Source organism: Georgenia deserti, assembly GCF_042680605.1.
GTDB lineage: Bacteria > Actinomycetota > Actinomycetes > Actinomycetales > Actinomycetaceae > Allobogoriella > Allobogoriella deserti.
Genome location: NZ_JBHUEE010000003.1, coordinates 315,773 through 336,334 on the forward strand (window position 1 = coordinate 315,773; position 20,562 = coordinate 336,334).

Annotated in this window: 18 protein-coding genes; 5 read left to right on the plus strand and 13 right to left on the minus strand. The window is 67.8% G+C overall.

The genetic code is table 11. The features are described 5' to 3' along the window. Positions 1–201: 201 nt before the first annotated feature. Entirely contained in the window at positions 202–993 is a 792-nt protein-coding gene (locus ACFSE6_RS08210; RefSeq protein ID WP_388004851.1) for an arylamine N-acetyltransferase family protein, read from the plus strand. An 80-nt stretch (positions 994–1,073) separates the two neighbouring features. Here ACFSE6_RS08210 and ACFSE6_RS08215 read toward each other — a convergent pair whose 3' ends face one another. Both ACFSE6_RS08215 and ACFSE6_RS08220 read right to left on the minus strand, forming a co-directional pair. After that, positions 1,074–1,865 carry a hypothetical protein gene (locus ACFSE6_RS08215; RefSeq protein ID WP_388004854.1) on the minus strand — a complete coding sequence of 264 codons (792 nt, stop codon included), beginning with the start codon at positions 1,863–1,865 and terminating at the stop codon, positions 1,074–1,076. A gap of 75 nt (positions 1,866–1,940) precedes the next feature. After that, on the minus strand, positions 1,941–3,011 hold the full coding sequence (locus ACFSE6_RS08220) for a winged helix DNA-binding domain-containing protein (RefSeq protein WP_388004857.1): 1,071 nt from the start codon (positions 3,009–3,011) through the stop codon (positions 1,941–1,943). A gap of 112 nt (positions 3,012–3,123) precedes the next feature. Here ACFSE6_RS08220 and ACFSE6_RS08225 point away from each other — a divergent pair, with 112 nt between their 5' ends. The 4 genes from ACFSE6_RS08225 to ACFSE6_RS08240 are packed head-to-tail and all read left to right on the plus strand — an operon-like array spanning position 3,124 to position 7,056. Then, a complete protein-coding gene (locus ACFSE6_RS08225) occupies positions 3,124–3,780 on the plus strand; it encodes a DedA family protein (RefSeq protein WP_388004860.1) in 657 nt (218 codons plus the stop codon). A 28-nt stretch (positions 3,781–3,808) separates the two neighbouring features. Further along, positions 3,809–4,729 carry an LLM class F420-dependent oxidoreductase gene (locus tag ACFSE6_RS08230; protein ID WP_388004863.1) on the plus strand — a complete coding sequence of 307 codons (921 nt, stop codon included), beginning with the start codon at positions 3,809–3,811 and terminating at the stop codon, positions 4,727–4,729. Positions 4,730–4,732: 3 nt separating this feature from the next. Continuing rightward, positions 4,733–6,010 (plus strand): glycosyltransferase, encoded by a 1,278-nt coding sequence (locus tag ACFSE6_RS08235; RefSeq protein WP_388004866.1) that lies wholly within the window; start codon positions 4,733–4,735, stop codon positions 6,008–6,010. Continuing rightward, the gene (locus tag ACFSE6_RS08240) at positions 6,007–7,056 is read left to right on the plus strand and encodes an LLM class F420-dependent oxidoreductase (RefSeq protein WP_388004869.1); all 1,050 of its coding nucleotides are present in this window, start codon (positions 6,007–6,009) and stop codon (positions 7,054–7,056) included. The genes ACFSE6_RS08235 and ACFSE6_RS08240 overlap by 4 nt, the downstream gene beginning before the upstream one ends. Positions 7,057–7,127: 71 nt before the next feature. Here ACFSE6_RS08240 and ACFSE6_RS08245 read toward each other — a convergent pair whose 3' ends face one another. The 11 genes from ACFSE6_RS08245 to ACFSE6_RS08295 form a co-directional block, all read right to left on the minus strand. Beyond that, positions 7,128–7,769, minus strand: coding sequence for an endonuclease (locus ACFSE6_RS08245; protein WP_388004872.1), 642 nt, complete (start codon positions 7,767–7,769; stop codon positions 7,128–7,130). Positions 7,770–7,919: 150 nt separating this feature from the next. Then, the gene (locus tag ACFSE6_RS08250; protein WP_388004875.1) at positions 7,920–8,312 is read right to left on the minus strand and encodes a hypothetical protein; all 393 of its coding nucleotides are present in this window, start codon (positions 8,310–8,312) and stop codon (positions 7,920–7,922) included. After that, positions 8,313–9,920 carry an ABC transporter substrate-binding protein gene (locus ACFSE6_RS08255; RefSeq protein WP_388004878.1) on the minus strand — a complete coding sequence of 536 codons (1,608 nt, stop codon included), beginning with the start codon at positions 9,918–9,920 and terminating at the stop codon, positions 8,313–8,315. Between the two features lie 360 nt (positions 9,921–10,280). Beyond that, positions 10,281–10,997 carry a hypothetical protein gene (locus ACFSE6_RS08260; RefSeq protein ID WP_388004881.1) on the minus strand — a complete coding sequence of 239 codons (717 nt, stop codon included), beginning with the start codon at positions 10,995–10,997 and terminating at the stop codon, positions 10,281–10,283. 812 nt (positions 10,998–11,809) lie between these two features. Continuing rightward, positions 11,810–12,259 (minus strand): hypothetical protein, encoded by a 450-nt coding sequence (locus tag ACFSE6_RS08265; protein ID WP_388004884.1) that lies wholly within the window; start codon positions 12,257–12,259, stop codon positions 11,810–11,812. A gap of 311 nt (positions 12,260–12,570) precedes the next feature. Beyond that, positions 12,571–13,194, minus strand: a complete 624-nt coding sequence (locus ACFSE6_RS08270; RefSeq protein ID WP_388004887.1) for a hypothetical protein — start codon at positions 13,192–13,194, stop codon at positions 12,571–12,573. Further along, complete coding sequence (locus ACFSE6_RS08275; protein ID WP_388004890.1) at positions 13,191–13,856, minus strand: hypothetical protein; 666 nt, start codon at positions 13,854–13,856, stop codon at positions 13,191–13,193. The genes ACFSE6_RS08270 and ACFSE6_RS08275 overlap by 4 nt, the downstream gene beginning before the upstream one ends. Continuing rightward, complete coding sequence (locus ACFSE6_RS08280; RefSeq protein ID WP_388004893.1) at positions 13,857–15,068, minus strand: hypothetical protein; 1,212 nt, start codon at positions 15,066–15,068, stop codon at positions 13,857–13,859. It abuts the gene before it with no gap. Between the two features lie 34 nt (positions 15,069–15,102). Beyond that, a complete protein-coding gene (locus ACFSE6_RS08285; protein WP_388004896.1) occupies positions 15,103–15,435 on the minus strand; it encodes a hypothetical protein in 333 nt (110 codons plus the stop codon). A gap of 128 nt (positions 15,436–15,563) precedes the next feature. Then, complete coding sequence (locus tag ACFSE6_RS08290) at positions 15,564–15,848, minus strand: WXG100 family type VII secretion target (RefSeq protein WP_388004899.1); 285 nt, start codon at positions 15,846–15,848, stop codon at positions 15,564–15,566. 92 nt (positions 15,849–15,940) lie between these two features. After that, on the minus strand, positions 15,941–20,521 hold the full coding sequence (locus ACFSE6_RS08295; RefSeq protein ID WP_388004902.1) for an FtsK/SpoIIIE domain-containing protein: 4,581 nt from the start codon (positions 20,519–20,521) through the stop codon (positions 15,941–15,943). Positions 20,522–20,562: the final 41 nt, after the last annotated feature.

The following is a 20,562-nucleotide window of genomic DNA, read 5'->3' on the forward strand; positions in this document are numbered from 1 at the left end:
TGGCCGTCTCGGCCGGGACCCCGCGGGTTCTTCCCTGCCCGGACAGGTTCTGCCGTCCGGGCGGCGTCGTCGGCAGCCGCCGCGCTGACGTCCGCACCGGGTGTGCCCCCTGCTGTGCAGAGCAGGCCGCCAGCGCGTGCACCGGCCGGGTCGCGGGAACGGACTTGCCGTCGGTGGCCGGCACCGAGCACCGTTGAGCACATGACCCCCGAGGCCGTGGCCGGCTACCTCGACCGCATCGGCGCCGACCGACCCGCGCAGCTCGACGCCGAGGCGTTGCGGGACCTGCACGTCCGCCACCAGCGGTCTGTCCCGTTCGAGAACCTCAGCATCCATCTCGGCGAGCCCGTCGTCCTCGACGAGGCGGCGCTGGTGGAGAAGATCGTGGCGCGTCGCCGCGGCGGCTTCTGCTACGAACTCAACGGCGCATTCGCCGCGCTGCTGTCGGCGCTCGGGTTCGAGGTCAGCCTGCTCGGGGCGAGCACGTTCGCCGACGGTCTCGCCCTTCCCCCGCTGGTGCACATGGCCGTCCGGGTCGACCTGCCGGACGGGCCGTGGCTGGCCGATGTCGGCTTCGGCCGCGGGTTCGCGTACCACCCGCTACGCCTGGACGACCGCTCCGACCAGCTCGACCGTGAGGGCACCTTCCGTCTGTCCGAGACCGGCTCCGGTGACCTGCTGCTGACCTGTGATGGCGCACCCAAGTACCGCCTGGAGACCCGCCCGCGACTACTCACCGAGTTCGAACCGACGTGCTGGTGGACGCAGACCTCGCCCCGCTCCCGGTTCACCGGCTCCCTCGTGTGCTCCCTGGTCACCGGTGACGGCCGGCTGACCCTGAGCGGCAACGAGCTCGCCCGCACCCGCGACGGCGTGAGGCATGAGGAGACCCTCGCCGACGAGGCGGTCCTTCCGGCGTACCGGGAGCTGTTCGGGATCACACTCGAAGAGGCGCCACGTGTCCGCCCTCAGGAACCGGTCCTGAGTCGATGACGCCGCAACGGCCTCGCCGCTGTTCACCGGTACGGCTCGATCTCACCGGTGCGGCTCACCTCACTGGCATGGTTCGGTCCTCACGGGCACGGCTCGACGCCGATCGGCCCCACAGCGATCCAGACGCCCTCCGGTGCCTGCCCACCGGCGAGCAGGTGGTCGTGGACGACGACGGCATCCTCGCCGTCGATCCGCCCGCACTCCTGATCGGCGAGCAGCTCGGCGGTCGGCGGGCCCGGCCAGTCCGGCGGATCCTCGATCTCGGAGCCGAGCCGCGCCACACGCAGGTAGCCGGTGGGGGCCACGTCCCCCGTGGCCACACCCGCATCGAGAAGCTCGATCAGCACATGCAGCCGCTCGCGCGCAGCCCGTTCGTCGCGGCTGGTCCCGTCGTACTCGCCTTCGTGACCGAGGGCGTAGGCACTCACCTCGACCGGCTTCCCGTCCCCGTACCACGTCATGGTGGTCGAGGGCATGTCCGTCACCGTCGGTGACCCGAACTCGATGCCCTCGACAAAGGTCTCGGCCGCGAGCTCGCGCACCTGCTCGATCTCGCAGGCGCCCACGTACGAACTGCGCCACACTCGGGGGTCGTCGTCGTAGACGGGTCCGGCGTACATCGGCCGAACCGCGGCCGGGCCGTCGGCATCGGCGGCCTCCTGGGTGAGGACCCACCCGTCCTCGTAGAGCACCTGGGTGGCCCCGCGGGTGCCGGACGGCCCGCCGAGACTGAGCAGCGGTGCAGCCTGCCCGGGGCGGCCCTCGGGCTGGTCCGGCTCCGAGCACGGTTCCGGGGAGGGCTCCCCGGGCTCGCACCCCGCTACCGTCCCGGCCACCACGATTGCCGCGGCCGCCGCCAGCCATCTGCGCATCGTTCCCCCTTGCGGGACAGAGTAGAGCCCGGGCGCAGCCGCCGTCTGTGGGGAGATCTCACCATCGACGCCCCGTCACCCGGTCACCGGAGCGGTCGGGTACTGCCGGATCAGCCCTAGCGCGGCCCGCTGTGCCGCCGGCCGGAGCGTGGTGAACGGCTCGATGGTGATGTCGCGGCGGGCGCCTTCTCGGCGCCACGTCCCGACGACGCGGCCGCCCGAGGCGATGATCGGGCGGAAGACGCCGTTACCTCCCGGCACCACCAGGCGTTCCTCCTCACGCGTCAGGACGGCCGACCGGTCCTGGTAGCCGAGGATGATCTCGTCGAACGCCGGCAGGAGCAGCGGCCGGCGGGCCGCCCGCCGCAGGCCGGCGAGTCGTTCGGGGACCTCCGGGTCGAGGTGGTACGTGGTGCCGTCGACCTCGAGGCGGTCGAGTTCCGGTCGGGCCAGGTCGAGACCGATCCGGGCGTCGGCCAGCGTGAGCTTGGTCCACCACGCGAAGTCCCGCACGGTGGCGGGGCCGTGGCTGCGGAAGTAGCGGCGCGCCCACTCGCCGAGTGCCTCCTCCCGCACTAGGCGGCGTGGGGCGGTGATCCACTCCTCGGTCAGCACGATTCGTTGCCGGCGGTCGCGGACGGGGCCGAGGACGAGCTGGCCACGCTGTGCGAGGTAGCTGAGCAGATGGGCGCCGGCCTGCCCGGGACCGATGAGACCGGCCTCGCGCCACAACGTCACCAGCTCGTCCCGGCTCAACGCCAGGCCACCGCTCAGGGCGTCGGTGGCCACGGTCGACGCGCGCTCGATAACGGTGGCGTCGACACCGAGCTCGGCCCGGCGTCGCGCCGAGCTCGCCGTCTGCCGTTGCCCGGTGATGTCCAGCATCCAGCCCAGATCCTCGGCCGGTACCAGGTGGAGTGTTCCGCGCATCGGCCACGACCGGACGATCTCGCCGCTGTTGAGGGCCCCGACGACGGCGTCGGGGTCGCGGTCCGCCGTCCGCACGGTGACCGCCTCGACGGCGGCCGGGAAGGCCTGCGCCTGCATGGCGGTCAGGTGCCGCACGACGTCGGCCGGGCGTGGCAGGCCGGGACCGGCCACCCGCTGGGCGACCAGCCGGAGCAGGCCGAGCTCCGCCGTCGTCATGGGCACGGACGATACGGGCACCCGCCCACGCGCGGCCGAGAACGGGTAGCTGCCACGAGAATCGGGGGAGTTCCCCATACCGCGCGAGCCGATCATCGGGTGAACTGGTGCCGTGGAGAACGTCAGCCAGTGGGTCCTCGACGCGGCCGGGTCGCCGGTCGCGCTGGTGGCGATCTTCGTCCTCACCGTGGTCGACGGGCTCGTGCCCGCCCTGCCGAGCGAGTCACTCGTCATGGGGCTGGCCGCGATCGGATCGGTCACCGGCCGGCCCATGCTGCCCGTGCTCGGCATCGTCGCGGCCGTCGCCGCGTTCGTGGGGGACAACCTCAGTTACGAGATCGGCCGGGCCATCGGGCTGCGGCGGTTCCGGTGGATGCGCCGGCCCTGGTTCGCACGGCACACGGTACGAGCCGCTGCCGGCCTGCGCCGCCGGGTGTCCACGGCTGTGCTCGCCGGCCGCTTCGTGCCCGGCGTCCGCGTGGCGATCGGCCTGGCAGCAGGGGCCACCGGGGTGCCGCGCCGCACGTACCGGCCCTTGACGGCGCTGTCGGCCACCCTCTGGAGCCTGTACATGCTCACCCTGGGCACCATCGGCGGCGCCTGGTTCTCCGACCGACCGCTGCTGGGCATGCTGTCCGCGACCTGCCTGGGCCTGGTCCTCGGGCTGGTGATCGACCGGGTCCTCACACTGGTCCATCGCCGGCGTGGTGCTCCGGATGAGGCTGCGGACCGGTCGGATGCCGAACCGGCCCCCGCCGTCGAGCGCTGAGTCGGCCGGAACCTGGCAAGGTGAGCGTATGGATCTTCGTGTCTTCACCGAACCGCAGCAGGGCGCCTCCTACGACGACCACGTCGCCATGGCTCAGCGGGCCGAACAGCTGGGCTACGACGCCTTCTTCCGCTCCGACCACTATCTGCGCATGGGCGGCGGCGACCCGCGCCCCGGCCCGACGGACTCCTGGACCACCCTCGCCGGCCTGGCCCGGGAGACGTCCACGATCCGGCTCGGCACCCTCGTCTCCTCGGCCACGTTCCGCTTCCCGGGCGTGCTGGCCGTCCAGGTGGCTCAGGTGGACGCGATGTCGGGCGGGCGCGTCGAGCTCGGACTGGGGACCGGATGGTTCGAGGCCGAGCACAAGGCGCTCGGGATCCCGTTCCCGGACAAGCGGTTCGGCCTGCTCGAGGAGCAGCTCGAGATCCTCACCGGCCTGTGGTCGACGCCCGAGGGCGAGTCCTACAGCTTCTCGGGCGAGCACTACCAGCTCACCGACAACCCGGCCCTGCCGCGGCCGGTCCAGTCGCCGCTGCCGATCATCATCGGTGGCAACGGCCCGCGGCGGACCCCTCGGGTGGCCGCTCGGTACGCGGCCGAGTACAACCAGTCGTTCCCGGCCAAGGACGCGATCGGGCCGCAGATCGGCCGGGTCCGCGCGGCGGCCGAGGCGGCCGGGCGCGCCGGCGAAGACCTGGTCTACTCCGTCGCGCTGGTCGCGTGCGTCGGGCGCGACGAGGCCGAGATCGCCCGGCGCGCCGAAGCCATCGGCCGCGAGGTAGGAGAGCTCCGTGAGAACGGGCTCGCCGGGACACCGGCCGAGGTGGTCGACGGCATCGGCGCCCTGGCCGAGCTGGGCATCACGCGGGTCTACCTGCAGTGCCTGGACATGACGGACCTGGAGATGCTCGATCTCATCGCGGCCGAGGTCATGCCGAAGGTCTGATCCGTGGCCTCGATCGTGGTCACCGCGATGCCGTTCGCGGGGCACGCCCGCCCGATTCGTGCGGTGACCGCGGAGCTGGTCCGCCGCGGGCACTCCGTGCGGGCGTACACCGGACGGGCGTACGTCGAGATGTTCGAGTCGGTCGGGGCGCGTGGCATCCCGTGGCGCGCCGCCCCCGACTTCGACGAGCGGGACCTCGCGGCCACGTTCCCGCGGATGCGTGGACGCAAGGGGCCGCGCCAGGTGCTGCACAACCTCGAAGACCTGTTCATCGGGACGGCAGCGGCACAGACCGAGGACCTCCTCGCGGCGTACGAGGACGAGCCTTGGGACGTCCTCGTCGGCGACCCGCTGGCGCTGGGCACGCGGTTCGCGGCCGAGCGCACCCGCTCCCGGTGGGCCACGCTCGCCCCCGTGCCGGCGTGGCTTCCCGGCCGCGGCATACCGCCGGCGGGGCTCGGCCTGCGCCCAGCGACCGGAGCCACCGGCCTGGTTCGTGACGCCGTTCTGACCCAGGTGACGCGGTTCGCCATGACACCGGTGGACCGGGCGTATCAGCGGGCACGGGCCGAGGCTGGGCTTCCAGGCACCCGAGTCGGCTTCCCGACCATGTGGTACTCGCCGCAGCTGCTCATCTCGCCCGGAGCCCCGAGCCTGGATTATCCGCGTACGGACCTGCCCGGTCACGTCCGGTTCGTCGGTGACCTCATGGACGACGGCGGGGAATCGGCCATCCCCCGCTCATCTCTTCCTGCGTGGTGGGACGACGTGGAGTCGGCACAGCTGCCCGTCGTCCACGTCACGCAGGGCACGGCCAACGTCGATCCGTCCGACCTGATCCGACCGACGATCGACGCGCTGGCCGACGAGGAACTCCTTCTCGTGGTCGGCCTGGGTCACCGAACTGCGCCGCTGAGGGGAGCGTTGCCCGCCAACGTCCGGGTCGCCGAGATGATCCCGTATCAGGAGCTGCTGCCACGCACCTCCGTCGTGATCACCAACGGCGGCTTCGGCGGGGTTGTTCAGGCGTTGCGCCACGACGTCCCGCTCGTCGTCGCAGGCGGCGATCTCGACAAGCCGGAGATCGCCGCCCGGATCGACTGGCTGGGAGCCGGCGTCGACCTCGGCACCGGGACGCCACGGCCACGGGCGATCAAGGCGGCGTACCGACGCGTCTCGACCGACGCCTCATTCCGGTCACGCGCGGCACGACTGGGCGCGGACCTCCGCGCCCTCGGGGGTGCCCGCGCGGCGGCGCACCTGATCGAAGGGATGCGATGAACACGGCAGACTCACTCCGCCTCGGGTTCGCCACCGGCTACTGGTCCGCCGGACCGCAGCCCGGCGCCGCGGAGGCGGTCACGACCGCGGACGAGCTGGGCCTGGACTCGGTGTGGACGTCGGAGGCCTACGGCTCCGATGCGCTCACCCCATTGGCCTGGTGGGGCGCCCGCACCTCCCGTGTCCGGCTGGGCACCGCGGTCGCCCAGATGCCGGCCCGCACGCCGACGGCGACGGCGATGGCAGCCCTGACGCTCGACCATCTCTCGGGCGGGCGGTTCGTCCTCGGGCTCGGGGCCTCCGGGCCCCAGGTGGTCGAGGGCTGGTACGGCCAGCCGTACGCGCGGCCGCTGGAACGCACCCGCGAGTACGTCGACGTCGTCCGGCAGGTGCTGCGACGCGAGGAGCCGGTCCGGCTCGACGGCCGGCAGATCCAGCTCCCACTATCGGGCGGGACCGGCCAGGGCAAGGCGCTGCGGGCGACCGTGCACCCACTGCGGGCCGACCTGCCGATTCTGCTCGCGGCGCAGGGGCCGAAGAACACCGAGCTGGCGGCGGAGATCGCGGACGGGTGGCTGCCGTTCCTGTTCTCGCCGCGACTCTCGGACGTCTATGCGCAGCGCCTGGCCGCCGGGTTCGCACGTCGGACCGCCGAAGCCCGGCCGGCGTCGGAGTTCGAGGTCGCGGCCGCGGTACCGGTCTCGCTCGGGCGGGACGTGGCAGAGGCGGCGGACCGGCTCCGGCCACATCTCGCGCTGTACATCGGCGGGATGGGGTCGGCGTCGACGAACTTCCACCGCCGGGCGATCGAGCGGTTGGGGTACGAGGCTGCCTGCGCCGAGGTGACCCGGCGGTGGACCGCCGGCGACCGAGGGGGCGCATCCGCCGCGGTGCCGACGGACCTGGTGCTCGACGTCGCCCTCGCCGGGAACCCCGCCCAGCTGCGCGAGCAGGCGGTGGCGTGGCGCGAATCCGTGGTGACGACGTTGGTGATCCAGACCGATCCGCGCGTGCTACCGCAGGTCGTCGCCGCACTGCGGGAGTAGGGCCGGCCGCGAACGAGGTTGCAGAATCCGTCAGATTTTCGACGAATCTCGCAACCTCGTTCAGTCGCGGATCACGATGCGTGGTCGCGAACGTCCCGGACAACCTCGTCATCCAGGGCGGCACGCACGCACCCGGCCGCCAGGCGCGGTAGATCGGCATCGTCGACGAGGCGGGCGAGCCTCCGAGGATTGGTGGGTAGGCCGAGCCGTTGCGCGCCGTCGAGCACCTTCTGGTCGAGATAGGGCGCCAGCGACGGCCAGGCTGCCTGGACCTCGCGGCAGAAGATGCTGGCGCCGACCTTGCCGATGCCGGGGAACTGCTGGACGGCGGAGTGCAGCGAGCGCGCGCCATCGGCCTCGGCCCGCAGCCGGCGCAGGTCGCCGCGGTACCGCTCGAGCAGTATGTCCGCGCCGTCGCCGAGCATGGTGGCGGTGCGTTCGTCGTACCGGCGATAGCCGGCGCGGCCGAGGGCGTCGACACGCTGCTGCCAGGTCGCGTCGGCCATGCGCCGAGGGGTTCGGAATCCGGCCGCCGAGAGCTCGCGTGCGGCGCGGACGGCGATCTCGCCGCTGATCCGGGCGGAGAGCAGCAGGCTCAGCACGAGCAGCCGATAGAGCGGGGACGGCGTGTCCTTCACGGTGATGCCGGCCTGAGCGGCGTACGTGGTGCCGTGCCGCTCGAGAAGGACCGTGACGGTCCGCTGCTGGGTCATGGTCTCCCTCCCCACCGGCCACGCTAAGAGGGCCGGAGGAGGGCGGCAACGCGAGCGAGGGCGGAGTGGAGCCCACCCGAGCGGGTGGTGCTCAGGTGAGCGTTCGGGCGCACGCTCGGTCACCGCGGATGCGCCGAGAGCGCGAGCTCATCAGTCAGTCCGTACCGACGTGAACCCGGCACGTTCGAACTCGCCGAGCAACGCCTCGCGATGTTCGGGGGCGAGGTCCGGCCCGGCCGCGAGCGCCCGCACGGCACCGTCGATCGCCGTCGGGATCGCCATGATCCGATAGCCGTCCGGCAGGTCGTCCGCCTTGAGCTCGAGCGAGCGGAACGCGGCCAACGCCGCGCTGTGGACGGCGCTCTGTACGGGACCGGGGAGCCGGATCTCGCGCAACGCGGCTGACGCCTGCCGGCCGCTGCCGGGTTCCCGCGGGAGCGAGGCGAACGTGTGCCAGCCGGCCTTGTCGGTCGCCCGGACCTCCTCGAGGAACGCGGCGACCCGGTCGCCGTGCGGTCCGAACTTCGCGTGATCCGATGCCATCTACTCCTCCGCGAGCCCCCATTCGAACACTCGAGAGGTCAGGGGTGCCGCCGGGCCGGCCCGCAGTTCAACACCCTCGACCGTCCGATCACTCAGCGCCACGATCGGATTCACGCTCAGCGGCAGGGCGATTGCGTCGTCGACAATGGATGCTTCGATCTGCACGCGCAGGTCGCGTGCCTCGTACTCGTCCGGGGTGTGTCTCAGTTGTTCGATCAACCGGTCGCGCTCGTCCGATTTTGTGCCGGTCAGTGCCGATGCGCCGTCGGTTCCCCAGTACTCGAAAACGTCGTCGGGAGTCGTCGGCACCGGTATCCGGGCGATGTAGGCGTGCCAGTGGTCGCTGTCCTCGGCGACCGACTGCGCGTCGTCCTGGCCGCAGTCGATGACATCCCAACCTGCCTCTCTGACACCGGCCTTGAGCGCCTCGAAGGCCGCCGAGGCGAACTCGTCCCCGGTGTCGTAAAGGGCGCAGATGAGCGCGCCGTCCGGAACACCGGCCGCCCGCCGTTCCTCGATCGCCTCGTCACCGACGGAGCCGTCGAACGCCCCATCGAAGCCGGCGTCCTGACGGGAGATGTCGTAACCGTCGGTCCCCCGCGGGAACAGCAGCGAGTCGGTCGATCCGTACTCGGTGGCCCACGGGCCGGCGGCCTGCGCGACAACATCCTCCCGGGGCACAGCACGCAGGAACGCCTCTCGCGCTCGCTTGCTCGTGAACTCCCCGTTGTCCGATCGCAGCACGAGCGCCCACACCGTGCCGTCGTGCGAGGCGGAGAACCCATAGTCCCGTCGTTCGAGTTCACGCACCGGCTCGCGGTTCCCTGACGTGGGCTGAACCTGCACAACATTCACGGAGTTGCCAACATCCGTGACCGGACTCGACGACGAGGTCCGTACCAGCTCGACCCGCTCGAACTCGGGCATCTCGCGGCCGGTGTACTCACGGTTGACCTCGAGGCGCACTCGCTGAGCGTCGGCGACGCTCTGGTCGACCTCGGTCACCCGGTACGGGCCACTGGATAGGAGCGCGTCCTCGGGAATGCCGCTGCCATCGCCGTCACCGAGGTCGAACCCGTCGTTCCACACCCTGGAGATCGCGGCAAGCGCGGTCGTATCACGCTCCTGGATCGCGGTGATGACAGCCTGCTTGGCCTCCATGGGGTCCGAGACGTCGAACGCCCGTTCCCCGACCACATGAGCGGGAACGGCGACGTTAAGAGCGGTGCGCCACCCGGTCACCGGTTCGGTGAATCGCACGTCCATCCACCGCGCGAACTCGTCGATCTGCGGGATCTCCTCGCTCCTGGCGAGGTCGCTGGGCATCGAGTCGAACCAGGCGACGTTCGCCGGCACCTGAACCGTCCCGTCATCACCGCGGTTGTCCTCGGGATCGAAGCCTTCCGGGGCGAGCGCATTGGATCCGGCGGCCCAGGCAAGGAGAAGGTCGGCGGCGTCCACAGGTATGCCGTCCGACCACTGCGGTTCGGTCAGGTCGTAGCGCACCGTAAACGAATCGGGTTCCGGGTCCGCGATCGCAACCTCGCCAAAGCTCTCGTCGAGTTCGAACCCGTCCTCGACAGGCTCGGCGAACTGACTACGCGTCATTGCGGCAATATCGAGGTTTCCAGACGTCGCAGATCGCTCGGCGGCCGCGTTCGTGCTGGTCAGTCTCTCCGACCACCCGACCGCAACGCTTGAATCTGCGACGACGGAGTTGGGCAACGGCGGGCCGCAAGCCGCCACCGCCACAGCGATGGCGCACGCGGTCACCGCCGCGGCACGGCAACGCGTCCCTGTCCGCACACAAATCCCCCGTTTCCTGGACGGCCGGCCACGGCGATTGTAAGTGTGCATATGGCTGTACCCCATGATCAGGCCGCTCTTCAACACTGACATAGACCGCACGCAATCTTCATTTCCGGTTGTCAGTGGTCAGCTGTTGGGCCTTCAGCGACCCAACTGCCCTTACCGTGGCCTGTCGAGATCGCGCCAAGTGCCGAGCGGCATGGCGAGCATGTACCCGATGTCGACCTCGTCTTCGTTAACGACACCGCGCTCGATGAGGATGTCCAAAACGCGCGCACGGGCAACGTTGTACCGATCCTCCTGTGACTGGCTCACCCCGGACCGCTTGCCGCTCCGCCGCCTACCCGGGTTCGAGGCAAGGAGAAGTACGGCGAACACAGCGAAGCCGCAGACCGCACCCAACAAGGTCACAATCTCCAGCAGCCCTCTACCGACGTTGCCGGCGCCCTGGATGAGGACGTGTGCGGCCAGCGCGGAACATCCAGTAACAGCCGTGATGACGAGGTCCTTCGGTTCGCGGCGACGATCACTGCTCCACCACACAGACAGTGTCGCCAGTGGCAACGTCAGCGACACGAAGAGGATTGCCTGCGCGAGGCTGAGCCACCCCGACTCGGGGCCGGCGCCGACGACAGCCCAGACGATACCGAGGCCGATGACAGGCAGTCCGTACATCAGAATCCCGGCTGCCATCACAATCCCGAAGGCAACCTTGCCCCCGACACGCTCCTGCCCCGTAGGGACGTAGTCGTGCCCGCCCGCAGCCTCTGGAGGCGGCCGCGAGAGGATCGCCGCTTCGATGTCTCCCCACCGCACCGGCTGCGGAAACTCCGCGGTCCGCATCCACGCCTCCACCGGCTGCTGACGATCCACCACGGTGCAAGTCTGGCGTACCGCGCACCTACGCTGGAATATGGCGCGCGGCCCCAACGGTCTGCAGCCCGCTATTCACGCAGCGCCGTGTTCCCGAAAAGCGCGGGCTTCGTGGAGGACGACCTCGACGTCGTGAACATGAATCAGATGGCACTTGGCACTTGGCGCGAACTTGACCTTCCGCCTAGGACCTAGGCTTGTCAAGGATCTCAAGAACTTGTGCTCTTGCAGCCAGCGATGCCAACACCGGGAATACCAGATCCGGATCCGAGAATGACGACTGCGACCACAGCCGCGACCTCACAATACGGTAAAGTCAAGGTCCCACGGCACCCTGCGCTTCGCATCAAGCCATATTACGAACGTGGCAAGCGACACCATCGGGACACCAACGAACGCAAGATGTACGCCGACCATCCAGTTCTCAGCCACGAGTCCCGTCTCGTTCAACGCCACCAGGGCGAAGGCCGAACCCAGCACGGACGAGCCGTGCCCCACGACACCGACGACAGCATCGAAGGAAACGCGAGAATGCCGACAAGTTGAAACACCCCGCCCGGTTCAGGCCCTCCTCCTCAGCCGGCAAGGCCGGGACATGACGTGCGTTCCTACGCCACCCCACAGGCTCAGGAACACTGCGGTGCGCGCCCATCGCTCGAGCGGCTCTGACTCCTGCATGGGTGCACTTCCTGAGAACTCCTCGCCTAACCGACCGTCCGCCCGGTTGCATAGACAGCTCAAGCACCTTACCGGGGGAGTTGCGCAAGCACCGCCGAACGCGCGATGCCGGCGCGACCAGCCACCTCATTCAGCGATCAGTCGCGGGGAGATTCGTCAAGTTCGTGCCACGAGCCAAGCGGCATTTCGAGGACTTTCCGCTGCCCAGCTTTGTCGAGCTGCACCAGGCGACGTTCGACCAGCACCTGCAGCACCTCTTCGCGAGCGGCGATATAGCGCAGATCCTTCCCCGGGTTAAGGCTCCACGCTCGCTTACGTGCACGCGGTCCCCCCTTGGACGCGGCGAGAATGACGATGAACACCGCCAGCGCGATGAGTGCGGCTACCAGCGTCAGCGTTCCGAGCCATCCGACGTCCGATTCCTCGGGCAAAGTGGCCAAGATGACGAAGGCCCCGATCGACGCCGCGGCAGTCAAGCCCGAAACAAGGACGTCCCACGGGCCTCGCCGACGCTCCGTCCACCACGCCATGAGCACGGTAACCGGCACCAACGTGGCCACGATGAAGGCGATCTGTGCGATCGCCATCCACGTCCCCGGGGACTCAGCCAAGTAGGCACCTACGGCCACAAGTCCGAGACCGACAACCGATGCCCCGTAGACGAGCGTGCCAACAACGGCTGCGGCCGCCACGACAGCTCCGCGTGCGAAACTCCCAGTCGTGCCCTCTCGGTCCAGCGGCGGAAGATCACGGGCGAGAATGGCCGACTCAATCTCGCCCCAACGAACCGGGTACGAGAAGTTTGCCGTGCGTGCCCAGTCCCGTACCGACTGTTCTCGCTCCATTGCACTCCCCGTCCACTCGTCGGTGCCGCGGTTCACGACCAGACCTCAGGTGATCACACTGTTGGCGCCGGGCGCCAACGTAGCGTCGACACACACGTGTCGAAGAGGACCCTGAGCGAATCGAGCGCAGGGTCGTCCGGCGCCGTCTCCGGCCGTCGCGCGAACCCCGCGACAAGCTGGAGCGCACGTCGCCGCCGTGCCCCAGGTATCGGTGTGAGATATACGACCGAGTGGTTGACCAAGGTCTCTGATCCCATGCGCGCCATCTTTTCTCGCTCGACGCGCAGCGTGCGCTTGTCTCCAAGCAAAGGTGTCGCCTTGTAGTCACGGATCAGGGCGCGCGCCACATCGTCCAACGACTGGCCCGGCTCAGCGCGGCGCACCGACGCATTAATGGTGGACGGGACGAAGAGCGTGTCGGGACCAGGGTCGGTCGCCGAGAAGAACGCGAAGACCCCGCCTCGACGCATGTCGTCAAACGCGCGCTCGACCAATACCTTCGCCTGCGCATAAAGGTCCGGTCGGTGCGACTCCATGAGGCGCCGCTTCATCGCTGCCAACATATCGTGCATCGTGGCCTCGTCAGGCTCACGACGTGACCAGCCGGTCGGCAACTCCAGGTCGAACTCGGGATCGGGCTGGGCGCCAAGCGCTTGTCGCAGGTCACTTACACTCACGGTGCCTCCTCGAACGGCCACGCCCCGTCCTCCAGCACTCCCATGAGCGGGACGGATTCGAACGGTCTACCGTCAGCACGTTCCATCCTGATGACTTCCTGGAGCGACAACAATCCCGGCAGGGCACACGAGACGAGCGCAGCGATCGACTCCTGGATGCTTAGAATAAGCGTGACATCACCGTTGTCGAAGATCTTGTGAACCGACGCTAGGTCGACTTGTTCCTCCGCTACCGTGATCGTCCGACGGGTTGCGCAGTGCATACCCGGGCCCACGTGTGGAGCCTCGATCCTGTGCATGTAGGCGTCGTTGAGCTGGCTCCAATTTGGAAGCGCACTGCTCGCAACGATATTGACATGACAGGTGACAGCTGCCGGGCCGCGTACAGGCCATACCTGGAACATCGCGACCGACTCCGCCGAGGCGCGTAGGTCAAGGACGGACCGAAGAGCCGCACGGACCTCCTCCGGATTGATGGGATTCCCGTCGAAGTCCTTGTCTCCGATGACTGCCGGAAGGGTTCCCATGCAGTCCTCGACCCACCCCGCCGCCTCGCTGGCTTCCAGCCCGCTAGGCACATAGAACCAGCCAGGAATTTCGATGTCGTCAGAGACATCGAGTCGCCATTCGCCACCTTGCTCGGTCATCGACTGTGAAGTCACTTAGAAAACGCTCGTCCACTTTGGCGCACTCGGCAGGTCCGGCATCGGCGTGAGCTGCGTAGCCGACGCCGCCCGTCCGTAGTGTCCCAACGCGTTGGAAGCGAAGCTACTCCCGAAGTCCAACAAAGCGAGATTCCGTACCGACGTCGAATTTCGCATAGCGGCGAGTCCTGCGTCCGCACCCTCGTAGAATGCCTTGTGTGAACGGTATACGCTAGTAAAGCCCCTCGGCGAGCCGGTCAACAAATGCGTGAACATCGAGCCCGCGCCGCGGTTTTGGAACGTCTTGATCAAGCCGTCACCGAGCGCAGGTTTCGAAAACAGGCCCTTCAGCTTTCCAAAGTTTCCGAGCGAACTCTTTCCAATAGCCTTGAAGGCGGCGCCGTTGAAATGGAGCGCCTTGAAGAGATTGCCAAGTTTACCAATCGGCAGAATTCCGAGTGCGGCGAGACCGACGTCAAGCAAACTCTTGTTACCTTCGGAGTACTCGTAGATTGTGACAGCCAAGAACGCCAGTGCCGCCAGTGCGGCCAGCGCAGCAACGATCGGGCCACCGATGATGAGCGCTGCGACGCCCAGCACCAGCGATGCCCAGCTCAGGAACTCCGTGATGAAGTCGCCCCAGTCGTCCCAGAAGCTGTCTTCGATTGACCCTGCCATTTCCTCGCCGATGCCCTCGACGGCGTTGTCGAACGCGTTCTCCCAGGTGTCGTAGGCTCCGTCGAAGAGCTCTGCCTCGGTCTTCCACTCGTCATAGGCCTGCTGCTTCGCTTCGTCTTCCTCAGCCTCTTCCTCCCGAGCCTCGTCCGACATACCCGCCTGCCGCATCGCACCAGCAGCTCCGCCAGGACGGTCCTTGTCCCCCGGTAGGGATTCGTACGTTGACCACAGCGACTCGCAGTCATCCACGTGACGCTTGATCACTGGCTGAATGCTGCCTAGTTCCTCGCCGTACGTGCTGATCACGGGTCCGACAGGTTCGTAGAGGTCGGCAGCCTCGAACAGCGTCTTGTAAGAGTCGCCGATCGACTCGCGCAACGCCTCGATCGCCTCGCCTTGATTTTCGCTGGCGCGAGTCTTGATGTCCTCAAGCACCTCGGCGCTGTTCCTCATTTTCTCGCCGAGATTCTTGATCTCATTTCCGCGAGAGACAATCTCCGAGGGACGTCCCTCGACGTAGATGATCTCCCGACCCCGCGGCGATCGATCCATTACTCAAGCTCCTCTTAGCCGTTTCCCGTCTGGCTCACACTGCCTGGTTCGCACTGCCGCTACTGCTGCCGCTGTCCGGCTCGAGCTCAATCGCCGTCTCCGTGTCCCACTCCTCGACGCCGTCGATCACAGCCTCGACGTGCTCGCGCACCTTGTCCAAGGACTCCTTGAGCTCCTTGCGCTTATCGTCCCAGCGCTCTTCAAATTCGCGTGCCTCCGAGCGCAACTCGTTCCGGCCATACGGGTCACCGATGTCCCCCTCGAGGGCTTCGGAGTTGCTCGTGGCATTCTCGAATTCGTCGACGATGCCGACCAGCTGTGTCTTGACCTCTTTGAGCTCATCGAGCTTGATGTAGATGTCGGCCATCGCGCCGGACTCCTCGTAGTACTCGTACGGCTGACGGTTTCACGGCACTCGAGCAAGCGGGGTGCCGGATGCGAGACATCTGTGGGGCCGACCCACGAGGTCGGCCCCACAGCCGCTCGCGTGATCGCTCAACCAGCGAGCTGGTCGTCCAGGTCGCGGATGGCCTGGGCCATGTCGCGAAGACCCTGCGCCATGTCCGAGACGCCTTCGGAGGCGTCCTTCATGCCGGTGGTGAGTTCGTCGTAGCCGTCCTGGAACTTGCCCGACGCCTTCTCGGTCTTGAAGCCCTCCTGCACGAGGTCGTCCACGTGGCCCTGGAGCTCGTCGAGCAGGCTGTCGATCGACTCCTTGCCGTCGTCCAGCTTGGTGGCCGTCGATTCCATCTCGTCGTAGGTTGCGCCGAAGTCGCTCATGGATTCCTACCTTCCTCTCTCCGGATTCGGGGCCCAGCTGGACCGCCTGTCATGAATGTAGAAGGACCCCGTCCTGTACTCAATGGGGAGTACTACCCACCCTGACCTGCGGGAGCGAGCTCGTCGGCACGCACCTCACCTGCCGCGCCGGGAGAACGACCGTCGCGACCTAGCGGCGCGTCGGAGGCCAATGGCATCTGCATCGTCACGGCACGACCGGCTTGGACGAAGATCCCACGGCCATCAGGAAAGTCCGTGCGCTTGACACGACCGAACGGGACCTTGAACAAGGTGTCCCCGTCGTGCGCGTCAGGTTTGAGCGCGATTCCTTGACGGTCGCCCTTCCAGGCGCCGAGCACACCCGAACCACCTGCGGCACGGGTGACGTCCGCCTCACCGACAAGCACGTGATCGCTGTTGCTGATGGCCTGCAACAGGGCGCGCATCGCGCGGTCCGCCGGGCCGTCCGTCAGGTGCGGCACATCCTCGATGACGATCATGATGCGCCCACTGACCGACTCGTCGGCGACGATCTCGGCAAGCTCAGTGGCCAACTCCTTCTCGTCCTCGGGCCGGACCGCGCTTCGCACCCACTCCCGGAAGTCGCCGAGCTGCGAGCGGCGCGTCCCGAAGTGGAACAGGCGGACATCCGGATCGAACCGCTCGACGGCCGTCACCAGGGCCTTCAGTGCGTTGGTCTTGCCGGACTGCGGTGGGCCGGTGATGACGAAGGACCCCACCGGATCGAACCCGCGCGGGGCAAGCGTGTCGTCCGCAATACCGAAGACAGGCTGGCCGTCGACCTGATCGGGCAGTTCGACGGTCTCGATGCTGGTGGGCAGCGACCCGATCGCCGGAACCTCTGGCACGCCCTTGTCCCGGAGCTGCTCAGCCAGTTCGTCGGTGATCTTCGACTGCTCCGCGGCATTGGTCGTACCGCCCAGGACCGCGAGCTGCACCTCGTTCTTGTCGACGACTGCGCGCCCGGGAGGTGACTGGTCATCGAGAACGTCCTTGGGCGCACCCAGTAACGTGTACTGATTCACGTCCGACAACCTCAGCACGATGCGGCGCGAGATGTTGGACGCAACCGCCGTCGGCACAGCACCACCGCGGTCGGCCGTGATGACCGCGTGCACGCCGAGCGGCCGTCCTTCACCGAGGATGCGCATGAACACCTGGTAGAAGGGTGCCCGCGCGGACGAGATCTCCCACTCCTTCTTGAACTCGGGATAGTTGTCGATCAGCAGCATGATGCGCGGAAACGCAGGGTCGACCAGGTCGCGGTACTCGCTCAGATTCGCGGCCTTGGCAGCAGCGAACTTCTCAGACCGGCGGTCGAGTTCCCTGCCGAGCGTGCGCATCAGCCGCTGGATTCGCTCGGCATCGTCCCCGTCGATGATCGAACCGACGTGTGGCAGCTTCTCGACGGCACCAAGCGCCCCCGAGGCGAAGTCCAACCCGTACACCTGTGCCGTGCCGAGATCCGGGCGCATACCTGCTGCCGTCGCGACGGTCTTGAGGACGGTCGACTTTCCCGACCCGGACGTGCCGAAGATGAGGAGCGAACCGTCGCGATCCGGGGCGAAGTACGTCGGGTTCTGCTGCTGCCGCTCGGGCAGATCGGCCAGGCCGAGAAGAACCCGGCTGTCGCCCTCGGCCGGCAGATCGCGCACATCGATGACCGGCGGGAGGTCGTCGAGCCACGGCCGTCGCGGCACCTGCAGACCAGCGACATCAGCCGCGCGGATGAGAGTGTTGACCACGCGCTTCTGGTCGTTCGGACCCAGGTCCTCGTCCTCCGAGTCGGACTCCGGCGGACGGTCCGGTTCCCACTCGACCACCGAACCGAGCCGCAGTTCGGCCACCTTGACCTCGGCAGTGGTGACCTCGTCCTGCTTGGTCCAGCCGCCGGCGTAGGCCGACTGAAACGGAACCAGCCGACCGGGACCGGTCTTGGCGATACCGCGCCCCGGGATCGACGGAGGGAACGTGGCTGCGATCGGATCATCGACGACGTCCTTGGAGTCGGCCTCGTCCGCCATCCTCAGAGCGACTCGCAGGTTGGTGTTGGCGCGCAGGTTGTCCTTGATGACACCGGCCGGCCGCTGGGTCGCCATGATGAGGTGGATGCCGAGTGACCGGCCACGCTGGGCGATATCGACAACGCCGTCGACGAATTCCGGGACCTCACCGGCGAGTGCCGCGAACTCGTCGATAACCAGAACGAGCGCCGGCGGGCACTCCGGATCCTGCCGCTTCTCGAGCTCGAGCAGGTCCTTGGCCTTCTTCCGGTTGAACAGGTGCTCGCGGTAATGCAGTTCGGCCCTGAGGCTGGTGAGTGCCCGCCGGACGAGGTGCTGACTGAGGTCAGTGACCAGGCCGACGCAGTGCGGCAGTTCGACACAATCGGCGAAGGCGGATCCGCCCTTGTAGTCCACGAACAGGAACGTCACGCGGTCCGGACTGTGCGCCGAGGCAATACCGAGTACCCAGGCCTGAAGGAACTCCGACTTTCCGGCACCGGTCGTGCCCCCGACGAGCGCGTGCGGCCCCTGGGTCCGCAGATCGAGGGTCATCGCGTCACTCGCGCCCTGGCCGATGATCGCGCGGAGGTTTCCGGCCTTCTTCAGGCGTGGCCGCGGCGCGTCCGAGCGGTCGATGATCGTGTTGTTCTGCCGCCATCGATCGACCACGGCGTTGGGGTCCTCGGCGATCTCGTGCCCGACCAGCGATAGGAACATCACCGAGTTCGGAATGTCGGAGGCGTCGTGCACGACCGTGCTGGCGTCCACGACCGGAGCGAGGCGCCGCGCGAAGGTGTGCATGTATGCGTTCGAGACGCCTTCGATCTGAGCGTGCTCGTACAGGTCGCCGTTGCGGACCAACCCGACGGCGGCGTCGCCGAGACCGCCGGTGAGATCGACGAAGCTCCGGCACGTTGCGGGCAGCGACTCCACGGTCGGCGAGATGAACACGGCATGCACACCGACGTCAGCACCCCGTTCGAGCACCTGGGTCAGGCGCGCGCGATCGACGGGCGCATCGTTCGTGACGAAGACGATCACCGAGATCGGGACCTTGGTGACCGTCTCGTCACCAGCACGGTTCACATTCGTCCCATACTGCATCGGGTTCCAGTTCTCGGCGAACGGACCACGGGGGGACGGCCGTGAACCGGCCCGGAGGACATACTCTTCCAGCGAGCTGAGAAGTGCGTTTGCCGTGGGAGCGGAATCCGCGAGGGGTTGGTCCTTGAACGGGCTGGTCTCACTGGTGGTATGGGGCAACCACTTGATCCACTCCAGCTCGCCCACCCACTCGGAGTCCGCGAACGCGACGGTGACGACCTCGTTCGGGGCGTGCAGGCCGAACAGTTGCACCGCCAGGCCACGCATGGCGTCAGCTGCCGGTCCGGTGGGTCCGGCGACGCCGACCGACCCCGCGGCAGGCAAGGACTCCAGCACGGGAACGTTGTCGACGTACCGGTATCGCTCTCGCAGACGTTCGACGCGCTCGATGTACTCTGGCAAACCGTCCTGGTCGTCACGGTCGGCTATCGAGTTGCGCGACGGCGCCCGGCTGGTCCCCAACCGAAGGGCCAGGAAGTTCCAGTGTTCCGGCCTGCGTGTCCACAACATGGGTCCCAGCCGCATGGCGTGCTCGAAGACCTCCGCAACCGGCGGAACCTCTTCGTTCCTCGCACGCTCCTCCTCCGGCTTGCCGCGATAGAACGTCTCCTCCAACTTCTCGAACTGCCGCTCGAAGAGTTGGATCTCATGGTTCTGCTTGTTACCCGCCTGCCGGCGCTGATTGATGAAGTTGCCGAGCGCCATCAGCGGCGTCATCAGGATGAGCAGCAGCGCACGCTCACGGCCCGTGATGGCGAAGATCGCGCCCGCCATGATGATGGGGGCGACGAGCATGGTCCATGGGAATAGCTTGCCCATGAGCTCGGACGGCATCCGGGGTGGTGGATGCTCGACGCCCGGATAGCGCACCTCGACACGGGGGCTGCGGTTGAACAGCAGGCCGCCGCCGCGTTCGAGGATCGGGTCCTCGCTCGACCCGTCGAAGTCGCTGGCCAGGTAGAGCACCAGCGTGCTACCGCCGATGACGAAGGGCTTCCCGGGCACGAGACGGACGCGCTGAACCGGTTCGCCGTCGACCAGCACGCCGTTGGCCGAGTTGAGATCGACAAGCTCCACGTAGCCGCCAACCTCGATGCGGGCGTGCCGTTTCGAGACCATCGGGTCGGCCAGCACGATGTCGTTGCCAGCATTGCGGCCGATGGAGGCGTGGCCCATCGATACCGGGAACTCCTGGCCGCGAAGCGGTCCCTCGGTCGCCCGCAGTACGCCGACGGCGTTTCGTCGCTGGGCACCGGAAGCTCGCGCCTGGTGCTGACCGAGATTGTGCACCTTGGCGGCGAAACCGGACCCTATGGGAGCCTCACCGATCGGGATGTCGGGCTGCAGCGGCTCGAGCTGGTCGGCGGTGGGCGGAGCGACAGCCAGGGTGAGAACGTCCTCCGTACCCGCCAGGACTGTCCGTGCGGGGTCAGCTTCGGCGATGTGGCGCGCGACGTCAGCCGCGGTCGCGGTCGAGTCCGCTGTCACCACAATGTCGGCCGGCGGCACACCTTCACGATGCAGCGTCAGCTTGACCTTCACGCTTCACGCCCCCTTGTCTCGTCACCGCAGTCGCCGACGGC